Origin of the sequence: Chryseomicrobium excrementi, assembly GCF_002798305.1 — a bacterium.
In the GTDB taxonomy this organism is placed as follows: Bacteria; Bacillota; Bacilli; order Bacillales_A; family Planococcaceae; genus Chryseomicrobium; species Chryseomicrobium excrementi.
Window position 1 is genome coordinate 154712 of record NZ_PCGR01000001.1, and the last position, 25004, is coordinate 179715.

The following is a 25004-nucleotide window of genomic DNA, read 5'->3' on the forward strand; positions in this document are numbered from 1 at the left end:
TGGTCAACATAGACCATGAAAGGTGGAAATGTGATGACCTCACAAGAAACTTCACGTTACCCAGTGCTGCCACTGCGCGGGTTACTGGTTTTTCCGACGCTGACGCTACATATCGATGTCGGCCGTAAAAAATCCATGGCCGCTTTACAAGCTGCTATGAAAAAGAATGAACAAATTGTGTTGATCGCACAGCGCGACATGGAAATGGACAACCCGTCACAAGAAGACTTATACGATGTAGGTGTCTTGGTCCATATCCGTCAGCTGATGAAACTTCCGAATGGCACAATGCGCGTTCAAGTCGAAGGTCTCGAGCGAGCTGTCCTCGAATCCTATGAAGTAGGGAAGACCTTTGATGAAGTCGAAGTCTCTACGATTACGGAAGCGAAAACACCAAGTTCCGAACAAGAAGCGTTGATGCGCACGTTAAATGAGAGCTTTTTAAAGTTCAGCAAGCTGTCAAAACAAGTATCGGAAGACTCCGCTCGTGCAGCAGCTGAGATTGCAGAAGCAGGTCGTCTCGCGGATACAGTTGCGACTCACTTGCCACTTCGTATTGCTGCGAAGCAAGAAGTGCTCGAAACGTTTGATGTCACAGAGCGCTTGGTGTATCTAATTCAGAAGCTCGAGAATGAAAAAGAAATTCTGGATCTAGAGAAAAAGATTCAAGTCCGCGTAAAAAAAGCGATGGAACAAACTCAAAAAGAATTCTATCTTCGTGAACAAATGAAAGCTATCCAAACCGAACTTGGGGACAAGGATGGCAAGACTGGAGAAGTGTCCGATCTTCGCAAAAAAATTGAAGAGACCGGCTTCCCAGAAGCTACAAAAAAGAACCTTCTAAAAGAACTTGACCGTTTTGAGCGCATTCCAGCGCAGTCTCCAGAGAGCGGCGTCATCCGCAACTATTTGGACTGGATGACATCGATTCCTTGGACTGCCAAGACAGAAGACCAACTGGACATTCATCGTTCTCAAGAAATTTTAGACCGTGATCATGATGGTCTTGAAAAAGTAAAAGAGCGGATTCTAGAGTACTTGGCTGTTCGCCAGTTGACACAGTCACTTCGCGGGCCAATCCTTTGTTTAGTGGGACCTCCCGGAGTTGGGAAGACGTCTCTTGCAAAATCGATTGCCGAGTCACTCGACCGCAAGTTCGTCCGAGTAGCATTAGGTGGCGTTCGAGATGAATCTGAAATTCGTGGTCACCGTCGCACATACATCGGTGCGATGCCTGGCCGCATCATCCAAGGTATGAAAAAAGCGGGTACTATCAATCCAGTGTTCTTACTAGATGAAATTGATAAGATGTCGAATGATTTCCGCGGAGATCCGTCGTCTGCGATGCTTGAAGTGTTGGATCCTGAACAGAACCATTCATTCAGTGACCACTATATTGAAGAGTCGTATAACTTATCGAATGTATTGTTCATCGCAACGGCAAATGATTTGTCGTCAATTCCAGGTCCACTACGCGACCGGATGGAAGTCATTTCCCTTGCTGGGTACACGGAGATGGAAAAAGTCGATATCGCCGAGCATCATTTACTCCCAAAACAAATGAAGGAGCACGGACTAACGAAATCCAAGCTCGCAATGAAACGAGACGTGTTACTTGATGTTGTCCGTTATTATACGCGTGAAGCAGGAGTGCGTTCACTTGAGCGCACGATTGCTGGGATTTGTCGAAAAGCAGCTCTTCAAATCGTCAAAGGTGAGAAGAAGAAAGTTACGGTCACACCACGCAATCTGGAAGACTACCTAGGCAAACGCAAGTTCCGCCACGGGCAAGCCGAGCAATCCAACCAAGTTGGAACAGCGACTGGCCTTGCCTATACATCCGTTGGAGGCGACACGCTGCAAATCGAAGTCTCGCTTTCTGCTGGTAAAGGCAAACTGCAATTGACAGGAAAACTCGGAGACGTCATGAAAGAGTCGGCCCAGACCGCGCTCTCTTATGTGCGTTCGAATGCAGAAACACTCGGCATCGCATCCGATTTCCATGAAAAATACGATATCCACATCCACGTTCCAGAAGGAGCCGTTCCAAAAGACGGACCGTCCGCTGGAATTACAATCACGACCGCATTAGTGTCGGCGCTCACAGGTCGCCCTGTTAAACGAGAAGTAGGAATGACAGGCGAAGTGACGCTGCGTGGTCGCGTATTGCCGATTGGTGGATTAAAAGAAAAAACATTAAGTGCACATCGTGCCGGCATCGATACGATTATCTTGCCAAAAGACAATGTTCCGGACATGGACGACATTCCGGACAGCATTCGTGAAGAATTGACTTTCCATCCAGTTTCACAGGTGGAGGAAGTATTGGCCATCGCACTGGAGGAGGCAAACTATGCAAATTAATAACGTAGAATTATTGATTAGCGCCGTGCGTCCTGAGCAGTACCCGGAAACGGGACTATCAGAAATCGCACTCGCAGGTCGTTCAAATGTAGGGAAATCCTCTTTCATCAATCGCATGATTGGTCGAAAGAGCATGGCCCGCATCTCATCAAAACCAGGGAAGACGCAAACACTGAACTTCTATAAAATCGAAGAAAAACTTGTGTTCGTCGACGTTCCAGGATACGGCTACGCAAAAGTTTCAAAGACGGAGCGTGCTGCTTGGGGTAAGATGATCGAGACGTACTTCACTTCTCGTGAATCGTTGAAGTCGGTCGTATTGATTGTAGACCTGCGTCACCCACCAACAAACGATGACATTATGATGTACGATTTCTTGAAGCACTATTCCATCCCCTGTATCATCGTCGCGACGAAGTCCGACAAGATTCCAAAAGGGAAATGGGAGAAACACAAGAAAGTCGTGAAAGAGACGCTTGATATGGACCCGGCAGATCCACTCGTTCTGTTTTCATCGGAAACAGGCAAGGGGCATGACGAAGCTTGGGCTGAGATTTACAAAGCAATTGAAAACTAAAATGCTTTAGACCTGCTGAGCAATCAGCAGGTCTTTTTTGTTCGAAAGAGAAAGGGTGCGTTGTTGAATAAACACGGCTTGATGCAGAAGAAATCCAACTTGTTGCAGAAGAATCCTCGCTCGATGTAGAAGAAATCATTGGCATGGAGAAGAAACCTTCGCCGATGAAGAACAAATCCCCTCGCTTGCACAACAAATCCCCCGCCATGTCGAAGAACGCTCGCTCAGCCCCACGCAAAAACTCTCGTTTCGCCTAAGTAATTTAGGGAATAATCTGAATAAACCCCTATCGTTGTAAGCGTGAACGCAATTTGGTACACTATATTTAGAATCATTCTAAACTAGAACGTGAACGGCACGTTTCTTTCATATACTGTTCACAAATGTCGAAGTGCGCTGTCCTAGAGTTATGCTATACTAGGACTAGTGAAATGGAACGTATAAAGGAGATATGACGCAATGAACACACTCGTGGTCGGTGTCAATTACCGAACAGCTCCAGTTGAGATTCGTGAGAAGCTGTCTTTTATTGAGGCGGAACTTCCGAATGCAATGGAAGCGTTGCAACAACAAAAAAGCATATTGGAGAACGTCATTGTCTCGACGTGCAACCGGACGGAAGTGTATGCGACCGTTGATCAGTTGCACACAGGCAAATACTATATCAAACAATTCTTGGCTGCTTGGTTTGACCTCAGCATTGACGAGTTGGGTCGCTACGTCTTTATTAAAGAAGAAGACGATGCGAAGAAGCACTTGTTCAAAGTGTCTGCTGGGATCGACTCGATGGTCCTTGGTGAGACGCAAATCCTTGGTCAAGTGAAGAAGAGTTTCTTATCCGGCCAACAGCACGGGACAACAGGAACCGTATTCAACCAACTGTTCAAACAAGCCGTGACATTTGCGAAGCGTGCGCATGCAGAGACAGCAATCGGTGAAAATGCTGTATCGGTCTCGTACGCAGCTGTAGAACTTGGAAAGAAAATCTTTGGTTCCCTGAAAAACAAGCACATCGTCATCCTTGGAGCAGGGAAGATGGGCGAACTTGCGATTCAGAACCTTCACGGATCTGGTGCTGGCAAAGTGACGGTCATCAATCGTACGTTTGAAAAAGCGGAACTGTTAGCAGCGAAGTTCGATGGCAAAGCAAAGCCACTTGATGAGCTGCAATGTACGCTTCTTGAAGCAGACATCTTGATCAGCTCGACAGGATCTTCGACGTATGTCATCGACTTCGAATTGATGGAGTTTGTGGACAAGTTACGTAAAGGGAAGCCGCTGTTCATGGTCGATATCGCAGTACCTCGTGATTTGGATCCGAAGATTGGCGATCTACCGAACGTGTTCTTGTATGACATCGATGACCTTCAAGGCATCGTGGAAGCGAACTTAGCAGAGCGCAAACGCGCTGCAGCGAAGATTGAAGACATGATTGAAACCGAAGTTGCTACATTTAATGACTGGATTGCAACACTTGGTGTGGTTCCAGTGATTTCAGCACTTCGCAAAAAAGCGAGCTCGATTCAGCAAGAGACGATGGCATCGATTGAAAACAAGATGCCGGAACTTACGGATCGCGAGCGCAAAATCTTAAACAAGCATACAAAATCCATTATCAATCAATTGTTGAAGGAGCCTATCCTTCAGGCAAAAGAACTTTCTACAAGTCCAGAGGCTGCCAAGCAACTTGCCTTGTTCCAACAAATCTTCGGCATTGAAGACGAGGTCCAAGGTGAGGTCCAACTGGCTCAGCAGAAAGCGAAACTGGCAAAGTCCACGGCTTCTGAAGAAGCTCCGGCACTCCGTGGCGAATACTCGTTTTAAGGACTGAAAAAGACGTTTCTCCAATCTATTTGTGGCATAATAGATGATAGAGAAATGTCTTTTTTGTTTGATTTTGAGTAGAGGATGATTTCAATGAATGAGTTATGGATGCTCCGGCTACAGGAAATCATCGTAATCTTGATTGCTGTTAGTCTGGTCTTTTATGTGATCGACTTCTTGAAAAAAAATAGACGAATGAATCGTATCGGTACTGGGTTATTACTTACAGGATGGGGTGTGCAGACGTTACTGCTCCTGTACTTGTTGATAGGTGACAACCGTTTCCCGATTTTATCATTAGAAGAAGGCTTTTATTTTTATGCCTGGTTGTTACTCGCTGTCACTATAGGCTTACAAGTCATCTGGAAGCTGGACATCCCGGCCCTCCTTGTGATGTCCATCGGATTTGTCTTCTTGGTCATCCACACATTTGGAGCGGGACGAGACACTGGGGGAGCGGTATCGGACTCGCTGATCAGTGAGCTGTTGATCATCCACATCACATTCGCGATACTCGCCTATGTTGCGTTTTCTGTATCGTTTGTGTTCTCTGTACTTTACTTGGTACTGCACCGCATGTTGAAGCAGAAGAAGTGGAACTCGCAGTTTGCTCGCTTGCCTTCGTTATCCCAGGCAGAGTCGATGATGACGTACTCGATCATCGCAGGTATTCCTTTATTATTTGTCAGCTTATTGTTAGGCTTGGAATGGGGTTATATCGCCATTGACGGCTTTAACTGGCTCGACTCAAAAATCGTCACGTCGTTCTTACTATTGGTCGTTTATCTGTTTGTCTTTATCATCCGAGAACGACCTCGCGTTGTAGGAACGAATTACGCATGGATTCACGTCTATGCATTTTTAGTAGTACTGATCAATTTCTTCCTCGGAAGCTCGTTTTCCGAATTTCATTTATGGTAAACAGAAAGGTTGAGAGATATGCGCAAAATTATCGTCGGCTCACGCCGCAGCAAACTGGCCCTATGGCAAACGAACTGGTTCATTGACCAGATGAAACAAAGTGGGGCACCGTTCGAATTTGAAATTAAAGAAATCGTCACGAAAGGGGACCGAATCCTAGATGTGACACTTTCTAAAGTCGGCGGAAAAGGGCTATTCGTTAAAGAAATCGAGCAAGCTCTTTACGATAAAGAAATCGACTTCGCCGTTCACAGTATGAAAGACATGCCGTCAGCGATGCCACCAGGGCTTGTCATCGGCTGCATTCCACCGCGTGTGGATGAGCGCGATGCGTTTATCTCAAACGACCATGTGAAACTTGCAGACCTTCCAAAAGGAGCTGTTGTTGGAACGAGTAGCCTTCGCCGCAGTGCGCAGCTGTTGCTTCAACGTCCGGATCTTGAAATCAAATGGATTCGCGGGAACGTGGATACACGTCTTGAGAAGCTTCATGCTGGAGAGTACGATGCCATCATCCTAGCAGCAGCTGGATTGAAACGTCTTGGCTGGAGCGATAACACGGTAACTGAATATCTAGAAGCAGATGTCTGCATTCCGGCAGTAGGACAAGGGGCTCTTGCTATCGAATGCCGTGAAGACGATCAGGAACTGTTAGACGCTCTTGGCAAGTTGACAGACGATACGACATGGAAAGCTGTAGAAGCGGAGCGCGCATTCTTACATGCGATGGACGGAGGATGCCAAGTGCCGATTGCGGGTCACGCAACGGTAGACGGGGACACAATCACTATGACTGGACTCGTTGCAGCACCCGACGCTTCAGTAGTTTACAAAGAGACACAGTCAGGAACGGATGCGGATGCTTTAGGTAAAGCCATCGCAGAGAAGCTGACAAAAGAAGGCGCGTACGACTTGATCCAACGTGTCAAAGAACAGAGCGATGTCTAAGAGAGAACCCTTCATTTTAACATCTCAGCTCCATGACCGGAGCTTTTTACAACGTGTAGAGCAGGCTGGGTTCGAACCCGTTCATGCCCCGCTGATTGGCACGAATGCTCGTAAACTAAGTGTGGCGGACATAGAAAAAATCGAATCGTGCGACTGGCTCGTCTTTACGAGTCAGACGGCTGTACATGCTTATTTCTCGCAAGTTTCGAAACCAACTACTCAGAAAATCGCAGTAGTAGGGTCGAAAACAGAAAAAGCAATTCACAGCTACGGCTACGAGGCATCGTTCATGCCTTCGACGTTTAGTGCGGACGTGTTCGTAAAGGAATGGAATGCGGCACCTCATGCGAACGAGACCGTAGCTTTTCTAAAAGGAAACTTGGCGAAGCCGACAATCGAAGAAGGTCTAGACAGTGATGTGCCGGCCGTATGTATTTACGATACCGTCACGTTTCCTGAACATGTAGAGACGATTACCGATTTGATCCATCGCTATCCGCAAGTAACACTGGTGTTTGCGAGCCCTTCGGCAGTAAATGCTTATGTAGCAGCAGATGGGACCGTACAAACCAATGTGATCTACTGTGCGATTGGACATATTACAAAACGAGCGATGACCGGTCACGGGTTTCCCGTACACGTCATGCCAAGCGTCTATACACTTGACGCGTTGCTCGAACAACGAATTCATTTAGAGGAGTGACTCGGATGCAACCGACTTTCAAACGCCACCGCCGCCTTCGCACATCTGCTGCAATGCGCGCGCTAGTTAAAGAAACGTATCTTCATAAAGAAGACTTGATCTACCCGCTATTTGTAGCGGAAGGAGAGAACCGCAAGACAGAAGTCAGCTCGATGCCAGGTGTGTTCCAATTTTCACTGGACCGCTTAGCAGAAGAACTAGATGAAATCGTAGAACTTGGGATTCAATCCATCATCTTATTTGGTTTACCTGCTGAAAAAGACGAAATGGGTACTGGTGCTTATCACAACCACGGCATCATCCAAGAAGCGACTCGCTTTGTGAAAGAGCTTCATCCACAGCTACTAGTGATTGCAGATACATGTTTATGTGAATACACAAGTCATGGCCACTGTGGTGTTGTCGACGAGTCTGAACGAATCGTCAATGACGAATCGCTGAACTTGCTTGCGAAGACAGCTGTGAGTCAAGCAGAAGCAGGAGCAGATATCATCGCACCTTCAAACATGATGGACGGGTTCGTCGCAGTGATCCGTAAAGCGCTAGACGACGCAGGTTACACAGATATTCCAATCATGTCTTACGCTGTGAAGTACGCTTCTGGCTATTACGGACCGTTCCGTGAAGCAGCAGACGGCGCTCCAAAATTCGGAGACCGCAAGACGTATCAGATGGACTATTCGAACCGATTGGAAGCTCTTCGCGAAGCGCAATCTGACGTCGAAGAAGGCGCAGATTTCTTGATTGTGAAACCAGCTCTAAGTTATCTCGACATCATTCGTGACGTTCGCAATGCGCATGATCTTCCAATCGTTGCCTACAACGTAAGTGGCGAATACGCGATGGTCAAAGCGGCAGCAATCAACGGCTGGGTGGACGAGAAATCAGTCGTAATGGAGACGATGACAAGCATGAAACGCGCGGGTGCCGACTTAATCTTGACGTACCACGCAAAAGACGTAGCAAAATGGCTGGAGGAGAAGTAAATGGCAAAAACCTATACAAAATCTCAGCACGCATTTGAAGAAGCAAAAGACTTGATGCCAGGCGGCGTCAACAGTCCTGTTCGTGCTTTTAAATCGGTCAACATGGATCCGATCTTTATGGAAAAAGGGCACGGCGCGATTGTCACAGACATCGACGGTAACGATTATATCGACTATGTCCTCTCTTGGGGCCCACTGATCTTAGGTCATACAAACGAGAAGGTCGTTTCTGAAATCCAACGTGTGGCAACACTTGGTTCAAGCTTTGGGGCTTCCACTCTTGTCGAGAACGAAATGGCGAAGCTTGTTATCGAGCGTGTTCCATCAATCGAGATGATTCGTATGGTATCGTCTGGTACAGAGGCAACGATGTCTGCACTTCGTCTTGCTCGTGGCTTCACTGGCCGCAACAAGATCTTGAAGTTCGAAGGAAGTTACCACGGTCACGGAGACAGCTTGCTGATCAAAGCTGGTTCTGGTGTGGCGACACTTGGACTTCCAGACTCACCTGGCGTTCCAGAATCTGTTGCGAAAAATACGCTGACGGTTCCATTCAACGACTTAGAGGCAGTGAAAGAAGCATTCCGTCACTTTGGTGACGATATCGCAGCAATTATCACAGAGCCCGTTGCAGGGAACATGGGCGTTGTCCCACCACAGCCTGGTTTCTTAGAAGGTTTACGTGAGATCACAGAACAACACGGAGCGCTCCTGATCTTTGATGAGGTCATGACTGGTTTCCGTGTCGATTATGGCTGTGCACAAGGTTATTACAACGTGAAGCCTGATTTAACTTGTCTTGGTAAAGTGATCGGAGGCGGTCTTCCTGTAGGTGCGTTCGGTGGACGCCGTGACATCATGGAGCAAATTGCACCAGCCGGATCAGTTTACCAAGCGGGCACACTTTCAGGTAACCCACTTGCGATGGCAGCTGGGTATGCAACACTATCCCAACTGACGGAAGACAGCTACAAGTACTTCCAAAAACTTGGCGACCGTCTAGAAGAAGGCTTCCGCAAAGTTGCAACGGAATTTGACATTCCCCACACGGTGAACCGTGCGGGATCAATGATTGGTTTCTTCTTCACAAACGAAGAAGTCACAAACTACGACCAAGCAAAAACATCCGATCTTCAACTGTTTGCAGACGTCTACCGTCTGATGGCTGAGCAAGGCGTCTACTTGCCACCATCTCAGTTTGAAGGACTGTTCTTATCTACAGCGCACACAGAAGAGCATATCGATCAAACGATTGCAGCCTTCCGTGAAGCATTCCGCCAACTGCGCGGATAACTACCAAAGCCTGTTTCCTTCAGAGGAGACAGGCTTTTTCTATAGTTCCCTTTACAAGGACTTCGTATGGAGTTCCCCGGACTTCAAAGAGCTTTCCTCGGACCACAGCAAGATCTTCGCTGAAAACACGTAATAGGGATACAGATAGCTTTGCAGTAAAACCTCGGTTTTCGTAACCATTCAGGCAAAAAATAAGGGTTGTAGCGTTTCTTCATGGAAATCACCTCCTCTCATAGCGGCTTGACGACAGAGGAACGATTGCTTACAATAAGAACACATACAAGAAATGCAAAGAACGGGAAGAGTAGACACTCCTCTGATCTATAGAGAGAAGGCCATCTGGTGAAAGGTCTTCGGTCACGAGAGTTGAAGGTAGCCCGGGAGCAGCTGTTATGAAGGAAGAGTAGTAGCAGCCGGTGAAGAGCCGTTAGTGAATGAAGTGCATGCTTATTTTGGCATGAATTAAAGGTGGTACCGCGATCATACCCTCGTCCTTTTTTCTAAGGACGGGGGTTTTTGTATGCACCGCCGCTTCCATTCACAAAATCAAAAGGAGTGACGACCATGACAAAAGAAATCGAAATGCCAACGAAGTATGATCCGCAATCGATCGAAAAAGGCCGCTACGAGTGGTGGTTAGAAGGAAAGTATTTTGAAGCGCATCCAGAAAGCGACAAAGAGCCCTACACAATCGTTATCCCCCCACCGAACGTAACAGGAAAACTACACCTCGGTCACGCGTGGGACACGACTTTGCAAGACATCATCATTCGCATGAAGCGTATGCAAGGATACGACGCGCTATGGTTACCAGGAATGGACCATGCAGGGATTGCAACACAAGCAAAAGTTGAAGAAAAGCTTCGTTCGGAAGGCAAGACACGCTACGACCTAGGCCGTGAAGCATTTCTAGAAGAAACATGGAAATGGAAAGACGAGTATGCGGGGCATATCCGTTCGCAGTGGGCGAAGCTTGGATTAGGTCTAGACTACTCACGTGAACGTTTCACACTAGATGAAGGTCTTTCTCAAGCAGTACGCGAAGTATTCGTGAAGCTTTATGAGAAAGACTTGATCTACCGAGGCGAGTACATCATCAACTGGGATCCAGCGACGAAAACTGCTCTATCAGATATCGAAGTTATCCATAAAGAAATCGAAGGCGCTTTCTACCACATGCATTACCCATTGACAGACGGTACCGGCTCCATCGACGTAGCAACAACTCGTCCTGAAACAATGCTTGGAGATACGGCTGTAGCGGTTCACCCAGAAGACGAGCGCTACAAGCACTTGATTGGTAAGACCGTAACACTACCTATCGTAGGTCGCGAGATTCCAATCGTTGCAGACGATTACGTAGATATGGAGTTTGGTAGTGGTGCCGTGAAAATCACACCAGCACACGATCCGAACGACTTCGAAATCGGCAATCGCCACAACCTGGAGCGCGTCCTAGTAATGAACGAAGACGGTTCGATGAATGGCAATGCTGGCAAGTACGAAGGGATGGACCGTTTCGAGTGTCGCAAGCAGATTGTAAAAGACCTCCAAGAGATGGATGTTCTGTTCAACATCGAGACGCATGTTCACTCTGTGGGTCACTCAGAGCGCAGCGGTGCAGTAGTAGAACCGTATCTATCGACTCAATGGTTCGTTCGCATGAAGCCACTAGCGGAACAAGCGATGGCGATTCAAGACACGGAAAATAAAGTGAACTTTGTTCCGGACCGTTTCGAGAACACGTATATGCGCTGGATGGAAAACTTGCATGACTGGTGTATTTCTCGTCAGTTATGGTGGGGACATCGCATTCCGGCTTGGTACCATAAAGAGACGGGCGAAGTGTTCGTAGGACACGATGCTCCAGAAGATATCGACAACTGGCGTCAAGAAGAAGACGTGCTCGATACATGGTTCTCTTCTGCACTGTGGCCGTTCTCGACGATGGGGTGGCCAGACGCTGACAACGAAGAGTACAAAAAATACTATCCGACGAACACGCTTGTTACAGGGTATGACATCATTGCGTTCTGGGTGTCTCGCATGATCTTCCAAGGTGTTGAGTTCACAGGACAGCGTCCATTCGAAGACGTATTGATTCACGGTCTCGTTCGAGATGCAGAAGGCCGCAAGATGTCGAAATCTCTTGGTAATGGTGTGGACCCAATGGATGTCATCTCTGAATACGGAGCCGACTCGTTGCGTTACTTCCTATCGACGGGTTCTTCACCAGGACAAGACCTTCGCTATTCGACTGAAAAAGTAGAAGCGGTGTGGAACTTCGCCAACAAGATTTGGAATGCCTCTCGTTTTGCGCTCATGAACATGGACGGCATGAAGTACGAAGAGATTGATTTGACTGGAGAAAAATCTGTAGCAGACGCGTGGATCCTGACTCGCTTGAACGAAACGATTGAAACGGTAACTCGTCTTTCAGATCGTTACGAGTTCGGGGAAGTTGGCCGTGCCCTTTACAACTTCATTTGGGATGACCTGTGTGACTGGTACATCGAGATGGCGAAGCTTCCATTGTACGGGGAAGATGAAGCAGCGAAGCACATGACGCGTTCGGTTCTTGCGTATGTTCTGGATAACACGATGCGCTTGTTGCATCCGTTCATGCCGTTTATCACAGAAGAGATCTGGCAGAACCTGCCGCACCAAGGCGAGTCTATCGTGACAGCAGCTTGGCCGACAGTTCGTGAAGACTTGCACTTCCCGGAGCAAGCAGAAGAAATGAAGCTGTTATCGGAGATCATCCGATCTGTTCGTACTATTCGTGCGGAAGTACAAACGCCTATGAGCAAGAAAGTGCCGCTCATCTTATCTGCCAAAGACGACAAAGCACTGAAGACATTAGAATCGAACGCCGCTTACATCGAGAAGTTCTGTAACCCAGAAACACTAGAAATCGGTCTTCGTATCGATGCTCCTGAAAAAGCGATGTCTGCAGTTGTGACGGGAGCGGAATTGTTCTTACCACTTCAAGGCTTGATCGACATCGACGCTGAGCTTGCGCGACTAGAGAAAGAGCTTGCGAAATGGGAGAAAGAAGTGAAGCTCGTTCAAGGCAAGTTGTCTAATGAGCGCTTCGTTTCTAAAGCTCCAGAAGCAGTAGTTGCAGAAGAACGTGCAAAAGAAGCTGATTACTTAGAAAAACGCGATACAGTCATCAAACGTTTAGACGAATTAAAGAATTTGTAACATTCAAAAGAGAGGGCATTTGCCTTCTCTTTTTGATATACTGAATCTGTAGTTTCGCAAGTCGAAGAATTCATTCCATTTAGAGGAGAATACCCATGTACACTAACCTACAAGAATGCTTAGATTTCGTATTTTCAATTCGCACAAGTGTTTACAAACGCACACCATTAGAAATGATTGAAGACATTTTAGCAGATCTAGGCAATCCTCATCATAATTTTAAATCGATTCACTTTGCTGGCTCGAACGGTAAAGGTTCTACATTAAATGCAGTCGATTCTATCTTGAAAGATGCGAACCTGTCAGTCGGTGTGTTCACTTCCCCTCATATTCACCGCGTCAATGAGCGCATTCGAATCAACGATATCCAGATTCCAGATGACGAGTTACTCGAATACTTGAACAAAGTGCTTGAGATCGTAGAGACGAAATACGACGGCAAATACCCGACGTTCTTTGGTATCATCACAATCGTTGCGTACATATACTTCGCAAAACAACAAGTGGACGTTGCTTTGATTGAGACGGGAATCGGAGGACTCCGTGATTCGACGAACGTCATCACACCACTTGTTTCCGTCATCACGACAGTCTCGTATGACCACATGGACGTTTTAGGCGAGACGATCCAAGAAATCGCTTCTGAAAAAGCTGGTATTATCAAAACAGGTGTTCCTGTTGTTTCAAGCGTCAAAAACTCAGAGGCGCAGCAAGTCATCCGGGACACAGCAAAAGAAAAGAACGCACCACTTCAACAGTTAGAAGACGATGTGAAAGTCTCAAATGTGCGTTTAGAGAACGGTTACCAAGTATTTGACTTGGAGATTGGAGAAGAACGCTTAGAAGGTATCGAGCTGTCTATGTTTGGCATTCACCAAGCGGAAAACGCGGGTCTTGCAGTCACAGCAGTTCGCACGTTAAAATCAACGTTCGACATTTCAGACGAAGCGATTTACTCAGGCCTCAAGAAAGCGAAATGGGCTGGGCGATTCGAGAAGTTCGGTGAACACATCGTGATCGACGGCGCACATAACCCAGAAGGCATGACGATGCTCCTTCAGACATTGACTGCTGTGTACCCGGAATACAACTATCATTTCTTATACGCAGCTCTTGAAGAAAAAGACAACGCATCGAGCGTTTCCATGGTCGATCAGGTCGCTTCGACGATCACGTTCACAAGTTTCCATCACGCAGGAGCGACACCAAAAGATAAGCTGCTCGACTATTCGTCACATGTAGAGAAATCTGCAGTGGATGACTGGAAAGCAGTTATCGAGACGTTTAAGACGACTCATCAAGCAAATGATGTCCTCGTCATCACGGGTTCTCTCTACTTTATGAGTGAAGTCCGCGAATTTTTACTACAGACTACAAAGTAAGGAGACATGGCTATGCAGATTCCAGGTTTTGCTTCTTATAAAGAGCGTCACGGGATCACCAGCCGCTCGGTCATTGAACCGGGTCTCGAACGCATGGAAAGGGTGCTCGATAAACTCGGGCACCCTGAGCGTTTTTCTAAGGTGGTTCATGTTGCAGGTACAAATGGTAAAGGCTCGACTATTGCTTTTATGAAAGCATTGTGCGAAGCCCATTCGATTTCATACGGAGCGTTCCAATCGCCAGCGATAGTCGATGTCCATGACCAGATTGTCGTCGACGGACAAGCCATTACTTCTGAAGAATTAGATGCGGTCATGACGAAAATTGCACAGGTGCCAGAAGCGAAAGAACTCACAGATTTTGAACTGCTGACAATCTGTGCTTTTGTACATTTTCAGCATAAAGCTCCGGAAGTGTGGATCATCGAGACGGGGATGGGGGGACGTTTTGATAGCACAAACGTCATCCCAAAAAGTGTTGCGGTCATCACCAGTCTGTCACTCGATCACACGAACTTTTTAGGGACGACTCTCGATTCAATTGGCTATCACAAAGCAGGTATCATTAAATCTCATTCTAATGTATTCGTTCCAAGCACCATTTATTTGCCTCCTATTGAGCAGCAAGTAAACGAAGTCCAGGCAACGCTGCATAGTTTAGAACCATTTGGTTCACAGGTGAAGTTGTCCTTGCTAGGTGAGCATCAACGAATGAACGCAACCTTAGCAGTGCACGCTCTTGAATCTCTGTTCGATTTGGATCCAAAGAAAGTAGAGCTTGGACTAAAACAAGCCTATATTCCGTTTCGAATGGAGAAGATTGCAGACAATGTCTATATGGATGGAGCTCATAATGGAGCCAGTGCAAGAAGTCTTGTTGAGACGATTCGAACAGAATTCCCTGGACAACCAATTCATATCGTACTCGGGATTTTAAAAGATAAAGATTTTGAGGGCGTATTGCGGCTATTTGAGGAGATTGCGGACTGCATGACATTTGTCGAATTTTCACACGAACGTGCTCTTGAGCCGATTAGACTAGTCGAACTTTGCCATATAAATGAGTTTTCTGTTACTGATGTTCAGAATCTAGATATAAATACACTGAAAAATGAAAAATTCAAGACTTTTGTAACGGGTTCTCTTTATTTCTTAAGTGAATGGCGATTCAAAAACAGGATTTAATACCTTATCGTTTTTGCTTTAAGGAGTGCTATAATTTGATTTGTCAGACAACTGTAAATTCAAGACGGGAGGGCCAAAGTGGATTTCAGCAAGCGTACCAAACAAACTATTGTACTGCTTTATATCTTTACCGGACTTCCACTGATGGCAGTCCTGTTCTTTTTGTTTCCAAGTCAACCAATTGATCTTAGCATTGTCGCCTTGATGCTGATCTTGGCCGTAGCTACCACAGCCATCCCATTCCATATTGGGAACACAACGATTTTCCTCTCGCAATGGGTGACCGTTGCAGCCTTTTTAGAATACGGAGCTGGTATTGAGATGCTTCTCGTTCAAATCTCTATCTTGCCCATGGTTTTCCGTGTTCGCTTCTTATCAGATTTAAAGTACAGAATCCTATACAGCTCTTGGATGTTTGTACTCGTCTCGCTCCTATCCGCCGCAGCGGCTCACGCTGTAGGATACACACTTGGCAGCGAAGATATCACGATGATTATTTTAGGCGCCAGTGTATTTATAGTTGTCAGTTTAGTCTCTAACCATATTATTCTGTATGCCCGTGACGCCATCTTAGGTATAAATGAACGCTTTTTCTCACGAGACGCGGCTTGGGATTATACAGGCGGACTTATAACATTACCTTTTGCGATCTCTCTTTATATTCTTCAAAATGAAATTGGGTGGATCGCTTTTTGTTTACTGGGTATTCCGTTTTTACTGATCACGTATGTGATGCGTATGTACAACACGGCTGAGCGAGCGAACATCGCACTCGCAAAAGCCAGCGCATTTGGTCACGAGATGGCGGACCGTCTAAGCTCAAATCAAATTATCAATATGTTCATGCGACGCGTATCCGAACTATTTCCGTTAGATGCCATTTATATTATCGATAATATTAAAGGTAAGTACGTCGTCCTTCGAGCCATTGAAGACAAAGAGGAAGTGACGATTAAAGTAGATTCTGATTCCATACAGGAGTCCTTCATTCATAGTTACTTCGTCCGATCAGAAAAGCAGTGCTTCGGTAAAGCATCCGAATGGATGAATGAAGCGCCAGACTTCTTAGGGAAAGATATGAACAGTCTCTTGATTGTCCCCATCTCTCGAAACAAAAAGACAGAAGGGATGGTCGTCCTTTCTGCCCGAAAAAAATATGCGTTTGAAAAATTCCAGATGGATATCGTACACTTGCTTTCTACATATTTTGCTGTGTCACTAGAAAAAGCACGATACGTACATGCAGCAGTAGAAAAGAGTGAAACTTGTGCATTGACTGGACTTTACAATTATCGATACTTGGATAAGAAATTGGAGATGGAACAGCAGAGACTGGATTCTAATCCACATTTGATGCTTTCACTACTGATGCTAGACATTGACCATTTCAAAAAAATCAATGATCGCTATGGTCACCATGCAGGAAATATCGTCTTAAAAGATTTCGCGCAGCTTGTGAAGAAACACGTCCCAGAAGACGGAACTCTTGCTCGCTATGGGGGAGAAGAGTTTGTGATGTTACTGCCCCAGCTCTCAAAACAAGAAGCAGCTGAGCTAGGGGAGAAGATTCGTGAAGAAGTCCAGTTGACGCCATTCTTGATTGATTCAGACTTAACGAAAAATCGCCAAGACGAAATCATCTACATTACCGTTTCCATCGGAGTCTCAACGGCTCCAGAAGATACAGACGAAACCATCACGATGTTACGTAACGCGGACCGAGCTCTATACATTGGTGCGAAGCAGGCGGGGCGAAATAAAGTGGCGGAATATATGAAATAGAAAAAACGCGACCCTGGTTTGGTCGCGTTTTTTTAATATTTTACTTCTACTAGTGGATCTACTGTATTCTCAGTAATTGGGGTTGTCAACTTGCATTCTTTAATAAAATTTGCTTCATTCAAATATTTATATCTCCCGCTAGTTGATTCATTTGTTGCTTTTATAATAACAAAGCTAGTACTATCAATTTCTAAATTGTTTTTAGTGATTGAAAGGTTGTTTGGGTTTGGTGAGGAAATACATAACTTTGATTTGTTCACTAACGGCATACTTTTTTTATTCTGTTTGTCATTATTACCAATTTCAATTAAGGCATCAGAGACAATAATTGTTGAACCTGATATTTCAGCTTTCGATTCAGAATTTGATGTTATTGTAAGTTTTGCGGCTTCAAAATATATGTTAGTAAAAACGATGTGTTTATCAAAAATTACAGATCCCTCAGAAAAATAGTAAGTGTTGTTTAAACCATCTCCTTTAAATTGTTGGCCAACTGTAGTTGTTGGGGATTTAAAGTAAGTAATTTTATCCGTAAAGCTTAAATTGGCATGATTTCCTGTATTGGGCTCATTAACTGTATAAAATTTAGTGGGATATTTCTCGAGCAACTCTTTAAAGCTAGAAGTTACTAAACTTTGGCTTACAGCATTACTATTTGTAATTTTATCAACTTCAAATTTTGCGGTGATTCGTTTTGATTTTCCTTTATCATAACCATCGATTAAAAAAGTAAATGTATAGAGATCGTTAGTTTCAGATTTTGAAATATCAGTAAGTGTGTATTTAGAAATAATTGTTTGTCCATCTTTTTTCAATGGAAGTGTTTGACCCTCGAGAGATTCAATTTTTGTTACAAGAGTAGAATTAATGGTTTGAAGTTCTTGAGCGGTTAAAGTTTTATTAGATTTCCCATTTTTTTTGTTGATTGCTTGTTCTTTTTGAATTAAATATTCATTTGAAATAGAGCTCTCAGCAAATTCAACACCCATCTCAGCAAGGGAAGTTGCCACTATTGTGGTATCTGTCGAACTGATTTGTTTTGTTTGATTCATAGAGGCAACTGTAAACGTGGCTGTGACAAGAAACAACAATACGACAATAACTAACGTTAGTAGCAACGTATAGCCTTCTTGTCTAAAATATCTTTTCATAAAAGTGCCTCCGTTCATGGAATAATATACCTTTATTATAACAAGTGATTAGGTATAAAGGTATAATCAATGTATAGTACTTTAAGATTAAATGTTGTATATGAAATCTTTAGTAAAAAGACCTAAAAAAGCTAAACACAAGTTTCAGCTAATCAGTAGTTAATCTAGATAAAGTTGTAGAAAGTAGAAAGCTATTAGATTTTCCTTCCTTATAGCTAGAACTCAGAACTAAATTCACTGGAAGGGTTATGCGATTGTTCTGTGGTGTGCCTGAAGAAATACTAGAAACAGTGGTCCCAGAATAGATATTGTTAGAAAGAGTGGGCTTTGTACTATAGAGTTGATACGTAATTCCGGATCTGGTAAAACTCTGTGCTAGTTTCCCATCAGTGGGATTCGCTGTATCTTTTACATAGATATCTAGTTGTTTGCCAGAATTGCTTAATTTAATATGTTGTATCGTATCTTGAGTATGAATCGATTGCATAGAAGCTAGAATAACGTTTGCTTCTTGTTGGAGTGTCTGTTCAGTAACAGCATAACTATTGTAATCAATGGTTTGGAAAAATATCCTCCAGATTAATATTGTAAGAAAACCCACAATAACTATGGCTGCTAAAAGTTCCACTAAAGTTACACCACGCTGATCTAAATTCTTCATGGTAAATAGTCACCTCTAGTCACATAACCATAAGTAGTTGCTCTAACATTCTGACCTTCAAACACTTGTATAGTAGTTTTATATAAATTTAAACCTGTAGTATCAGTAGGTTTTGCTTTTTCTTCTACATCATCTATAACTATCAGAATACTATATCCCGGGTAGCTTGGGCTCGTACTGTTAGTTTCAATTTTATAGAAGTAATCTCCTACAGGAGCAGGATCACCTGCAACAGCTATTTTGAATTGATTTTTTGGAATATAGCTACCGGTAGAATTGTTTTTAACATTTACCAAAACATCCTTGGCCACAGCTACAGCATCCAAACTCTCCTGATTCACGTCATTTGTTCGAAACATATTTGGAAAAATGCTCAAGGATATAGAAAGAACTACTGCAAGAAGTACGACCGAAGCCAAAACCTCTACTAAGGTAAAGCCTCTCGAATTCAGAAAATTTCTAATCACCTATTGCACCTCCAGAGTGTTCGCTTTATACTTTCATCATAACAGAGCGTTCAAAAGAATGAAACTAAGGAAATATTTGTCGAATATATTTCAAAATTAAGGTAAAAAGTTGTATTCACAGTTACAACTATTACGATACAATAGTGATGAAGAAGTTGTATATATGATGTTAGGCCTATATAAAAGTATGAAATTTCTAAGCGAGAGGGGTGGGTCGATTTGCCAAAATATTTACCATACATACTATCTATTGCACTACTACTAGTTATTTTTTCATCACCAATTGTCTTAGCTGATGAACATTCGCATACTCTCGGAGGAAAGACAGTGCCTAGCTTAGATGAATCGGAATTAACTCCATGGATTTCGAATGAAATTACGGCTTGGACAGAGCAAGCTGTTGCAGGACTACAAAATTCAGCTCCAAATCTGCAAGTGACTGCAGAAGACTTCCAATTTGATGTTAATCAATCGGTTGAGCAATTTCTCGATAAGGCAGATGTTCCATGGTACGCATTTTGGAAAAGAAACCAAGAGGTGCACCAACCATTAGTAGTCACGCTGAGTAATCGCCTCGTTGCTGCAATCGATGCAGATACAGCCTATGATATGAATTCCTCTATTGAAGAATTAAAGTTAAAAGCGAGTGTTCTGAGCACAGAGCCTATTGAATTAGTAGGTAGCTCAGTGACGACAGCAGATATGGAACGTGTTGGTTTTGTGAACGTCCAAACAGGATTACCAGCAGCGGAACTGAATACTGTCGTTGAACTATTGAATCAAAAATCTCTTCCTTCACAAGAGATTTTTTCATTAAATGAAACTTTAGAACAGGGAGCAACACCTATCTCTGAACAAACTGCGAATTTTGTCGCTTCCATGTTGTATATTACAGTACTTCAAACTGAATTCGATCTTGTTGAGCGTCATTCTCAAGGAGTGGTTCCGAGCTATACAACACTTGGTCTTGAAGCTATGGTTAGCGCAAAGTTAAATCGGGACTTAAAGTTCAAGAATACGTTTGACACACCGGTAATCATTCAGGCTTCGAATTCAGCTGGTACTTTCTTAATAGAGTTCTTAACTCTAAACCCGGATTCTACCACTAGTTATGAAGTGGGGTCTCGAGAAGAAATTGAACCGAAACGAATCGAACGATTGGTTGCAGATTTGGCGTATGGACGTGAACGCCAAGTAGAGACTGGACGCAGTGGATGGCGAGTAGTAACTTATCGAACTATCACATCGGATTCGGGTTCATTTGAAACACAAGAAATCGTAGCACGAGATTATTATCCTCCTGTAAATGAAGTCTTCGAGGTCAGCGCGAAAGAACCACCAACGCCACCTGCGACTGGTGGAACGACCGACGGAACAACTGGTGGCACTTCAGGTGGAACAACTGGCGGAACTGGCACCGACAATGGTTCGGATTCTGGTACAGGCTCAGGAACTGGGACTGGCTCTGGAACTGGAAGCGGTTCAGGCACCGGTGACGGATCCGGAACAGGAAATGGTTCTGGCGACGGTTCCAGTAACGGGACCGGAGACGACACCGATTCTGATGAACAGGATGATTACGACAAAGGCGGAAATAAAATCAATTAAAGAAAGGGGAGTGGCGTCATGAGATTGAATACAAAAAAACGTATTGGAGATATGTTGGTTGAAGCGGGAATGATTTCTCAAGAACAGCTAGAGTTCGGCCTTGCAAATAAGGCGCCTGCTGAAAAATTAGGGGATTACTTCATTCGTGAAAACCTGATCACAGAGCAGCAGTTGAACGAAATGCTTGAAATGCAGCTTGGAATTCCGAATATCAACTTGACACAGTATCCAATTGATCCGGAATTGACGACACTCGTCCCTAAAGATATTGCGAAGCGTCTTCTTGTTCTTCCTATTAAACGAGAACGCAACAAACTTCTTCTTGCAATGGCCGATCCAATGGATTACTTTGCAATCGAAGAAGTGCGTATGGCAACAGGGCTTCAAGTTGAACCTGCTATTGCTGCAAAATACGATTTGCTGCGTATGCTCACCAAGTTTTACGACCTAAAAGAGACAATGGATATGTCGTTGCAAGACATTATCCCGGACAACATGGATGATGAAACACAGATTACCGATCTTGATTCTCCAATCGTAAATCTCGTAAACCAATTGATCAGTAACGCAGTAACACAACGTGCATCGGATATTCATTTTGATCCACAAGAGACTGATTTCCGTGTTCGATACCGCATTGACGGGGTGCTTCACTTAGAACGTGCATTACCTAAATACATTCAGAATGTAATCTTGGCGCGTATCAAGATTCTTGCAAACTTAAATATTACGGAACACCGAATTCCACAAGATGGCCGTATCAAACAAAATATCAATATGAAGCCAGTCGATATTCGTGTTTCTACTCTACCTACTATTTATGGTGAAAAAGTCGTAATGCGGGTACTTGATTTGACGAATGCTATCAACGATATTTCGAAACTTGGTTTTAGTGATAGTAACTTAAAAGCCTTTAAGAAAATGTTGAAACGACCAAATGGAATTGTGCTCATCACAGGACCTACGGGTTCTGGTAAATCATCAACTCTATATGCTGGTCTGAACCGGTTAAATGAAGATGAAGTGAACATCATCACAGTAGAAGATCCGGTAGAGTACCAATTAGAAGGTATTAATCAAATTCAAGTTAAAGAAGAAGTTGGACTGACGTTTGCGGCTGGTCTGCGTTCCATTCTTCGTCAAGATCCAGACATCGTGATGATTGGGGAGATTCGAGATCTCGAGACAGCACAGATCGCAGTTCGAGCCTCACTTACAGGTCACTTAGTTTTAAGTACACTGCACACGAACTCTGCAGTTGAATCTGTTTCTCGTCTCAGAGACATGGGAATTGAACAATTCTTGATTGCTTCTTCGTTGGTAGGGGTTATATCTCAGCGTCTTGTACGCCGAGTTTGTCGTGATTGTGCAGTGAAGGAAGTAGCGACTAGTCGCGAAAAAGAACTATTTGCCGAGAATGGTGTCGAGATCCACGAAATTTCACGTGGTGTTGGCTGTCCAGCGTGTAACAACACTGGATATAGAGGACGTCTGGCCGTTCATGAAGTGTTAGAAGTCGATGATGAAGTTCGTTCAATGATTATCGATGGACGTACGCAACGAGATATTATGCGGTATATGAAACAAGCTAACATGAAGTCGTTATTACAAGATGGTTTAGAGAAAGTGGCTCAAGGAGTGACGACTACAGAAGAAGTCTTCCGCGTTGCTACACTTGATTAAGGAGGTGGAACCACTGGCATATTCAATTTTAGACTTATTAGATCGCAGCTATGAAGAGAAAATCTCCGATTTGCATATTACAGTGGGTGTCCCACCGATGTTTCGAAAACACGGGAAGTTGATTCCAGGTGGAGATGTTGAATTAACGGAGGAGATGACCAAACAAATGGTCAATGAGATTCTACCAGCTGACAAGCAGCAAGAGTTCATGGAAAAGGGCGAGACGGACTTTGGATTTGCGCTCGGAGACAAATGTCGTTTCCGTATCAATGCCTACCACCAGCAGAAACGAATGGCATTAGCTGCTCGTCAAATTTCAAACTCCATTCCAACTTTACAGCAGCTCAACATGCCAAAGGTATTATATGAATTAGCGGAACGTCCTCAAGGATTAATATTGGTAACTGGACCTACAGGGTCAGGGAAATCGACGACTCTAGCTGCGATGATTGATCATATCAACCGCACGATGTCGCGCCATATTTTGACACTTGAAGATCCAATCGAATATGTACATCCTCACAATCAATCTATTGTGAATCAACGAGAGATTGGAGCGGACTCGCATTCATTTGCGAATGCATTACGAGCAGCGCTTCGTCAAGATCCTGACGTTATTCTAGTAGGAGAAATGCGAGATTTGGAGACGATTTCTACAGCCATAACAGCTGCTGAAACGGGTCACTTGGTTATGGGAACATTGCATACAAGCTCAGCTCCCACAACTATTGACCGGATCATTGACGTATTCCCACCGTACCAACAGGGCCAGATTCGAATCCAACTTGGGAACGTCTTACAAGGGATTGTCTCACAACGATTATTCGTCAACGCAACCGGAAATGGCAGGGTCGCAGCTACAGAAATTTTAGTTTCGACACCTGCAATCTCGAACTTGATCCGAAATGAAAAAGTTCACCAAATCCAAAACGTCATGCAGACGAGCCGAGCACTTGGAATGCACACTTTAGAAGCCAACATCCAAGAACTCATCACAAAAGGTTCCATCAAGTACGAAGATGCCAAGCCATACTTGCCGGCAGGTGATTACTAATGGTTGTATATCGATATAACGGGCGATCCATAGAAGGTGCTATCAAAAAAGGAACGATTGACGCTTCCACAAAAGCACAAGCCATTCAAAAACTTCGCGATATGAAAATCAACCCCCGTGAAGTTGAAGAATCGAAGTCTCTTCTGCACAAAGAGCTGTCAATTGGCCAGAAAGTAAAGAACCAAGATTTCGTTATCTACACACGTCAGTTTGCCACCTTGATTCGGGCCGGAGTATCCATCGTAGAGTCTACGCGGATTTTGGCGGATCAGACGAGGTCAAAGTCTTTAAAAAAAGCATTAAACAATGTGGAAGAAGATGTTCGTACTGGACTAACGTTTTCAGATTCCGCGGCCAAATATCCAAATGTGTTTCCTGCAGTATTTGTAAATATGATTCGTGCAGGTGAGGCAACAGGGAATTTAGATACTTCACTGGATCGATTGGCAATGTCCTTGGAAAAGCAATTTGCGATTAAGAAAAAAGTACAATCTACATTAACTTATCCTGTGATTCTATTAATTTTAACCTTTGGTGTTGCTGGATTTTTAATGCTTACGATTGTTCCGCAATTTGTGACTATGTTTAATGATATGGGTGCAGAACTCCCTGCTATCACTAAATTCGTCATGTCATTAAGTGAATTTTTGCAATCAAGTTGGTTTATTATCTTACCAGTAATTTTTATTGGTGTTGGTTTATTTATGTGGCTATACAAAAATAATGAGAAATTTCATTTTGGAGTGACCTATGCAATCATGAGGATGCCGGTTTTTGGACAGTTAGTCCAAAAATCCTCGATTGCCAGAGTGACTAGAACTTTATCATCATTGTTTAGTTCTTCAGTGCCAATACTACAAGCTTTAACAATTGTAGAAAAAGTATCTGGGAATCCGGTGGTAGGTAAAGTTTTATTGGAAGCTAAGCGTAGCTTAGAAAAAGGTAGCACTCTAACTGCTCCTTTACAGGCTAGCTGGATATTTCCACCTCTTGTTACGCAAATGACTTTGATTGGAGAACAAACGGGATCTCTTGATTACATGTTAGAAAAAGTAGCAGTATTCTATGAGGATGAAGTGGATAGAACAGTAGATACATTAAAATCCCTGATAGAACCTTTAATGATTCTATTTTTGGCTTTTGTTGTAGGAGGTATTGTGATGGCTATAATGATTCCTATGTTTAGTCTTTACGAACAAATGTAATTA

19 protein-coding genes and 1 other annotated feature are annotated in these 25004 nt (G+C 44.0%); of the genes, 16 read left to right on the plus strand and 3 right to left on the minus strand.

All coding sequences use genetic code 11. The annotated features are described in order from the left end of the window. Positions 1–33 precede the first annotated feature (33 nt). The 12 genes from lon (at position 34) to CQS04_RS00855 (ending at position 17172) form a co-directional block, all read left to right on the plus strand. A complete protein-coding gene (gene lon / locus CQS04_RS00800; RefSeq protein WP_174688374.1) occupies positions 34–2364 on the plus strand; it encodes an endopeptidase La in 2331 nt (776 codons plus the stop codon). Continuing rightward, positions 2354–2941 (plus strand): ribosome biogenesis GTP-binding protein YihA/YsxC, encoded by a 588-nt coding sequence (yihA, locus tag CQS04_RS00805; RefSeq protein WP_100352328.1) that lies wholly within the window; start codon positions 2354–2356, stop codon positions 2939–2941. The genes lon and yihA overlap by 11 nt, the downstream gene beginning before the upstream one ends. Before the next feature lie 459 nt (positions 2942–3400). Further along, positions 3401–4765: a glutamyl-tRNA reductase gene (gene hemA, locus CQS04_RS00810; RefSeq protein WP_100352329.1), complete on the plus strand. Its 1365-nt coding sequence runs from the start codon at positions 3401–3403 to the stop codon at positions 4763–4765. 93 nt (positions 4766–4858) lie between these two features. Beyond that, a complete protein-coding gene (ccsA, locus tag CQS04_RS00815; RefSeq protein ID WP_100352330.1) occupies positions 4859–5686 on the plus strand; it encodes a cytochrome c biogenesis protein CcsA in 828 nt (275 codons plus the stop codon). 18 nt (positions 5687–5704) lie between these two features. Beyond that, on the plus strand, positions 5705–6634 hold the full coding sequence (hemC, locus tag CQS04_RS00820; protein WP_100352331.1) for a hydroxymethylbilane synthase: 930 nt from the start codon (positions 5705–5707) through the stop codon (positions 6632–6634). Then, entirely contained in the window at positions 6609–7337 is a 729-nt protein-coding gene (locus CQS04_RS00825) for a uroporphyrinogen-III synthase (protein ID WP_165775422.1), read from the plus strand. The genes hemC and CQS04_RS00825 overlap by 26 nt, the downstream gene beginning before the upstream one ends. A gap of 5 nt (positions 7338–7342) precedes the next feature. Beyond that, positions 7343–8323, plus strand: coding sequence for a porphobilinogen synthase (gene hemB, locus CQS04_RS00830; protein WP_100352333.1), 981 nt, complete (start codon positions 7343–7345; stop codon positions 8321–8323). Then, entirely contained in the window at positions 8324–9616 is a 1293-nt protein-coding gene (gene hemL / locus CQS04_RS00835) for a glutamate-1-semialdehyde 2,1-aminomutase (RefSeq protein ID WP_100352334.1), read from the plus strand. It begins immediately after the preceding gene. Positions 9617–9898: 282 nt separating this feature from the next. Further along, positions 9899–10115, plus strand: a binding site (T-box leader). A gap of 65 nt (positions 10116–10180) precedes the next feature. Continuing rightward, positions 10181–12823: a valine--tRNA ligase gene (locus CQS04_RS00840; RefSeq protein WP_100352335.1), complete on the plus strand. Its 2643-nt coding sequence runs from the start codon at positions 10181–10183 to the stop codon at positions 12821–12823. A 95-nt stretch (positions 12824–12918) separates the two neighbouring features. Further along, positions 12919–14205 carry a bifunctional folylpolyglutamate synthase/dihydrofolate synthase gene (locus tag CQS04_RS00845; protein WP_100352336.1) on the plus strand — a complete coding sequence of 429 codons (1287 nt, stop codon included), beginning with the start codon at positions 12919–12921 and terminating at the stop codon, positions 14203–14205. A gap of 12 nt (positions 14206–14217) precedes the next feature. After that, positions 14218–15390 carry a bifunctional folylpolyglutamate synthase/dihydrofolate synthase gene (locus CQS04_RS00850; protein ID WP_165775423.1) on the plus strand — a complete coding sequence of 391 codons (1173 nt, stop codon included), beginning with the start codon at positions 14218–14220 and terminating at the stop codon, positions 15388–15390. Between the two features lie 78 nt (positions 15391–15468). Continuing rightward, positions 15469–17172 (plus strand): sensor domain-containing diguanylate cyclase, encoded by a 1704-nt coding sequence (locus CQS04_RS00855; RefSeq protein ID WP_100352338.1) that lies wholly within the window; start codon positions 15469–15471, stop codon positions 17170–17172. A gap of 32 nt (positions 17173–17204) precedes the next feature. Here CQS04_RS00855 and CQS04_RS00860 read toward each other — a convergent pair whose 3' ends face one another. From CQS04_RS00860 to CQS04_RS00870, 3 genes are all read right to left on the minus strand, one after another. Continuing rightward, entirely contained in the window at positions 17205–18323 is a 1119-nt protein-coding gene (locus CQS04_RS00860) for a hypothetical protein (RefSeq protein ID WP_100352339.1), read from the minus strand. A gap of 148 nt (positions 18324–18471) precedes the next feature. Beyond that, positions 18472–18984, minus strand: a complete 513-nt coding sequence (locus tag CQS04_RS00865) for a PulJ/GspJ family protein (RefSeq protein ID WP_100352340.1) — start codon at positions 18982–18984, stop codon at positions 18472–18474. Then, a complete protein-coding gene (locus tag CQS04_RS00870) occupies positions 18981–19451 on the minus strand; it encodes a PulJ/GspJ family protein (RefSeq protein WP_100352341.1) in 471 nt (156 codons plus the stop codon). The genes CQS04_RS00865 and CQS04_RS00870 overlap by 4 nt, the downstream gene beginning before the upstream one ends. Before the next feature lie 219 nt (positions 19452–19670). Between CQS04_RS00870 and CQS04_RS00875 the strand changes: the two genes are divergently transcribed. The 4 genes from CQS04_RS00875 to CQS04_RS00890 are packed head-to-tail and all read left to right on the plus strand — an operon-like array spanning position 19671 to position 25001. Further along, positions 19671–21059 carry a VanW family protein gene (locus tag CQS04_RS00875; protein ID WP_100352342.1) on the plus strand — a complete coding sequence of 463 codons (1389 nt, stop codon included), beginning with the start codon at positions 19671–19673 and terminating at the stop codon, positions 21057–21059. A gap of 18 nt (positions 21060–21077) precedes the next feature. Next, on the plus strand, positions 21078–22742 hold the full coding sequence (locus CQS04_RS00880) for a GspE/PulE family protein (protein WP_100352343.1): 1665 nt from the start codon (positions 21078–21080) through the stop codon (positions 22740–22742). 13 nt (positions 22743–22755) lie between these two features. Continuing rightward, on the plus strand, positions 22756–23796 hold the full coding sequence (locus CQS04_RS00885; protein ID WP_100352973.1) for a type IV pilus twitching motility protein PilT: 1041 nt from the start codon (positions 22756–22758) through the stop codon (positions 23794–23796). After that, positions 23796–25001: a type II secretion system F family protein gene (locus CQS04_RS00890; RefSeq protein ID WP_100352344.1), complete on the plus strand. Its 1206-nt coding sequence runs from the start codon at positions 23796–23798 to the stop codon at positions 24999–25001. Before CQS04_RS00885 ends, CQS04_RS00890 begins: the two co-directional genes overlap by 1 nt. Positions 25002–25004: the final 3 nt, after the last annotated feature.

What these genes read in the sequence shown, in the direction of transcription:
- lon (WP_174688374.1), top strand. Translation starts at nt 34, where the DNA reads ATGACCTCACAAGAAACTTCACGTTACCCAGTGCTGCCACTGCGCGGG.
- yihA (WP_100352328.1), top strand. Translation starts at nt 2,354, where the DNA reads ATGCAAATTAATAACGTAGAATTATTGATTAGCGCCGTGCGTCCTGAG.
- hemA (WP_100352329.1), top strand. Translation starts at nt 3,401, where the DNA reads ATGAACACACTCGTGGTCGGTGTCAATTACCGAACAGCTCCAGTTGAG.
- ccsA (WP_100352330.1), top strand. Translation starts at nt 4,859, where the DNA reads ATGAATGAGTTATGGATGCTCCGGCTACAGGAAATCATCGTAATCTTG.
- hemC (WP_100352331.1), top strand. Translation starts at nt 5,705, where the DNA reads ATGCGCAAAATTATCGTCGGCTCACGCCGCAGCAAACTGGCCCTATGG.
- hemB (WP_100352333.1), top strand. Translation starts at nt 7,343, where the DNA reads ATGCAACCGACTTTCAAACGCCACCGCCGCCTTCGCACATCTGCTGCA.
- hemL (WP_100352334.1), top strand. Translation starts at nt 8,324, where the DNA reads ATGGCAAAAACCTATACAAAATCTCAGCACGCATTTGAAGAAGCAAAA.
- CQS04_RS00840 (WP_100352335.1), top strand. Translation starts at nt 10,181, where the DNA reads ATGACAAAAGAAATCGAAATGCCAACGAAGTATGATCCGCAATCGATC.
- CQS04_RS00845 (WP_100352336.1), top strand. Translation starts at nt 12,919, where the DNA reads ATGTACACTAACCTACAAGAATGCTTAGATTTCGTATTTTCAATTCGC.
- CQS04_RS00850 (WP_165775423.1), top strand. Translation starts at nt 14,218, where the DNA reads ATGCAGATTCCAGGTTTTGCTTCTTATAAAGAGCGTCACGGGATCACC.
- CQS04_RS00860 (WP_100352339.1), bottom strand. Translation starts at nt 18,323, where the DNA reads ATGAAAAGATATTTTAGACAAGAAGGCTATACGTTGCTACTAACGTTA.
- CQS04_RS00865 (WP_100352340.1), bottom strand. Translation starts at nt 18,984, where the DNA reads ATGAAGAATTTAGATCAGCGTGGTGTAACTTTAGTGGAACTTTTAGCA.
- CQS04_RS00880 (WP_100352343.1), top strand. Translation starts at nt 21,078, where the DNA reads ATGAGATTGAATACAAAAAAACGTATTGGAGATATGTTGGTTGAAGCG.
- CQS04_RS00890 (WP_100352344.1), top strand. Translation starts at nt 23,796, where the DNA reads ATGGTTGTATATCGATATAACGGGCGATCCATAGAAGGTGCTATCAAA.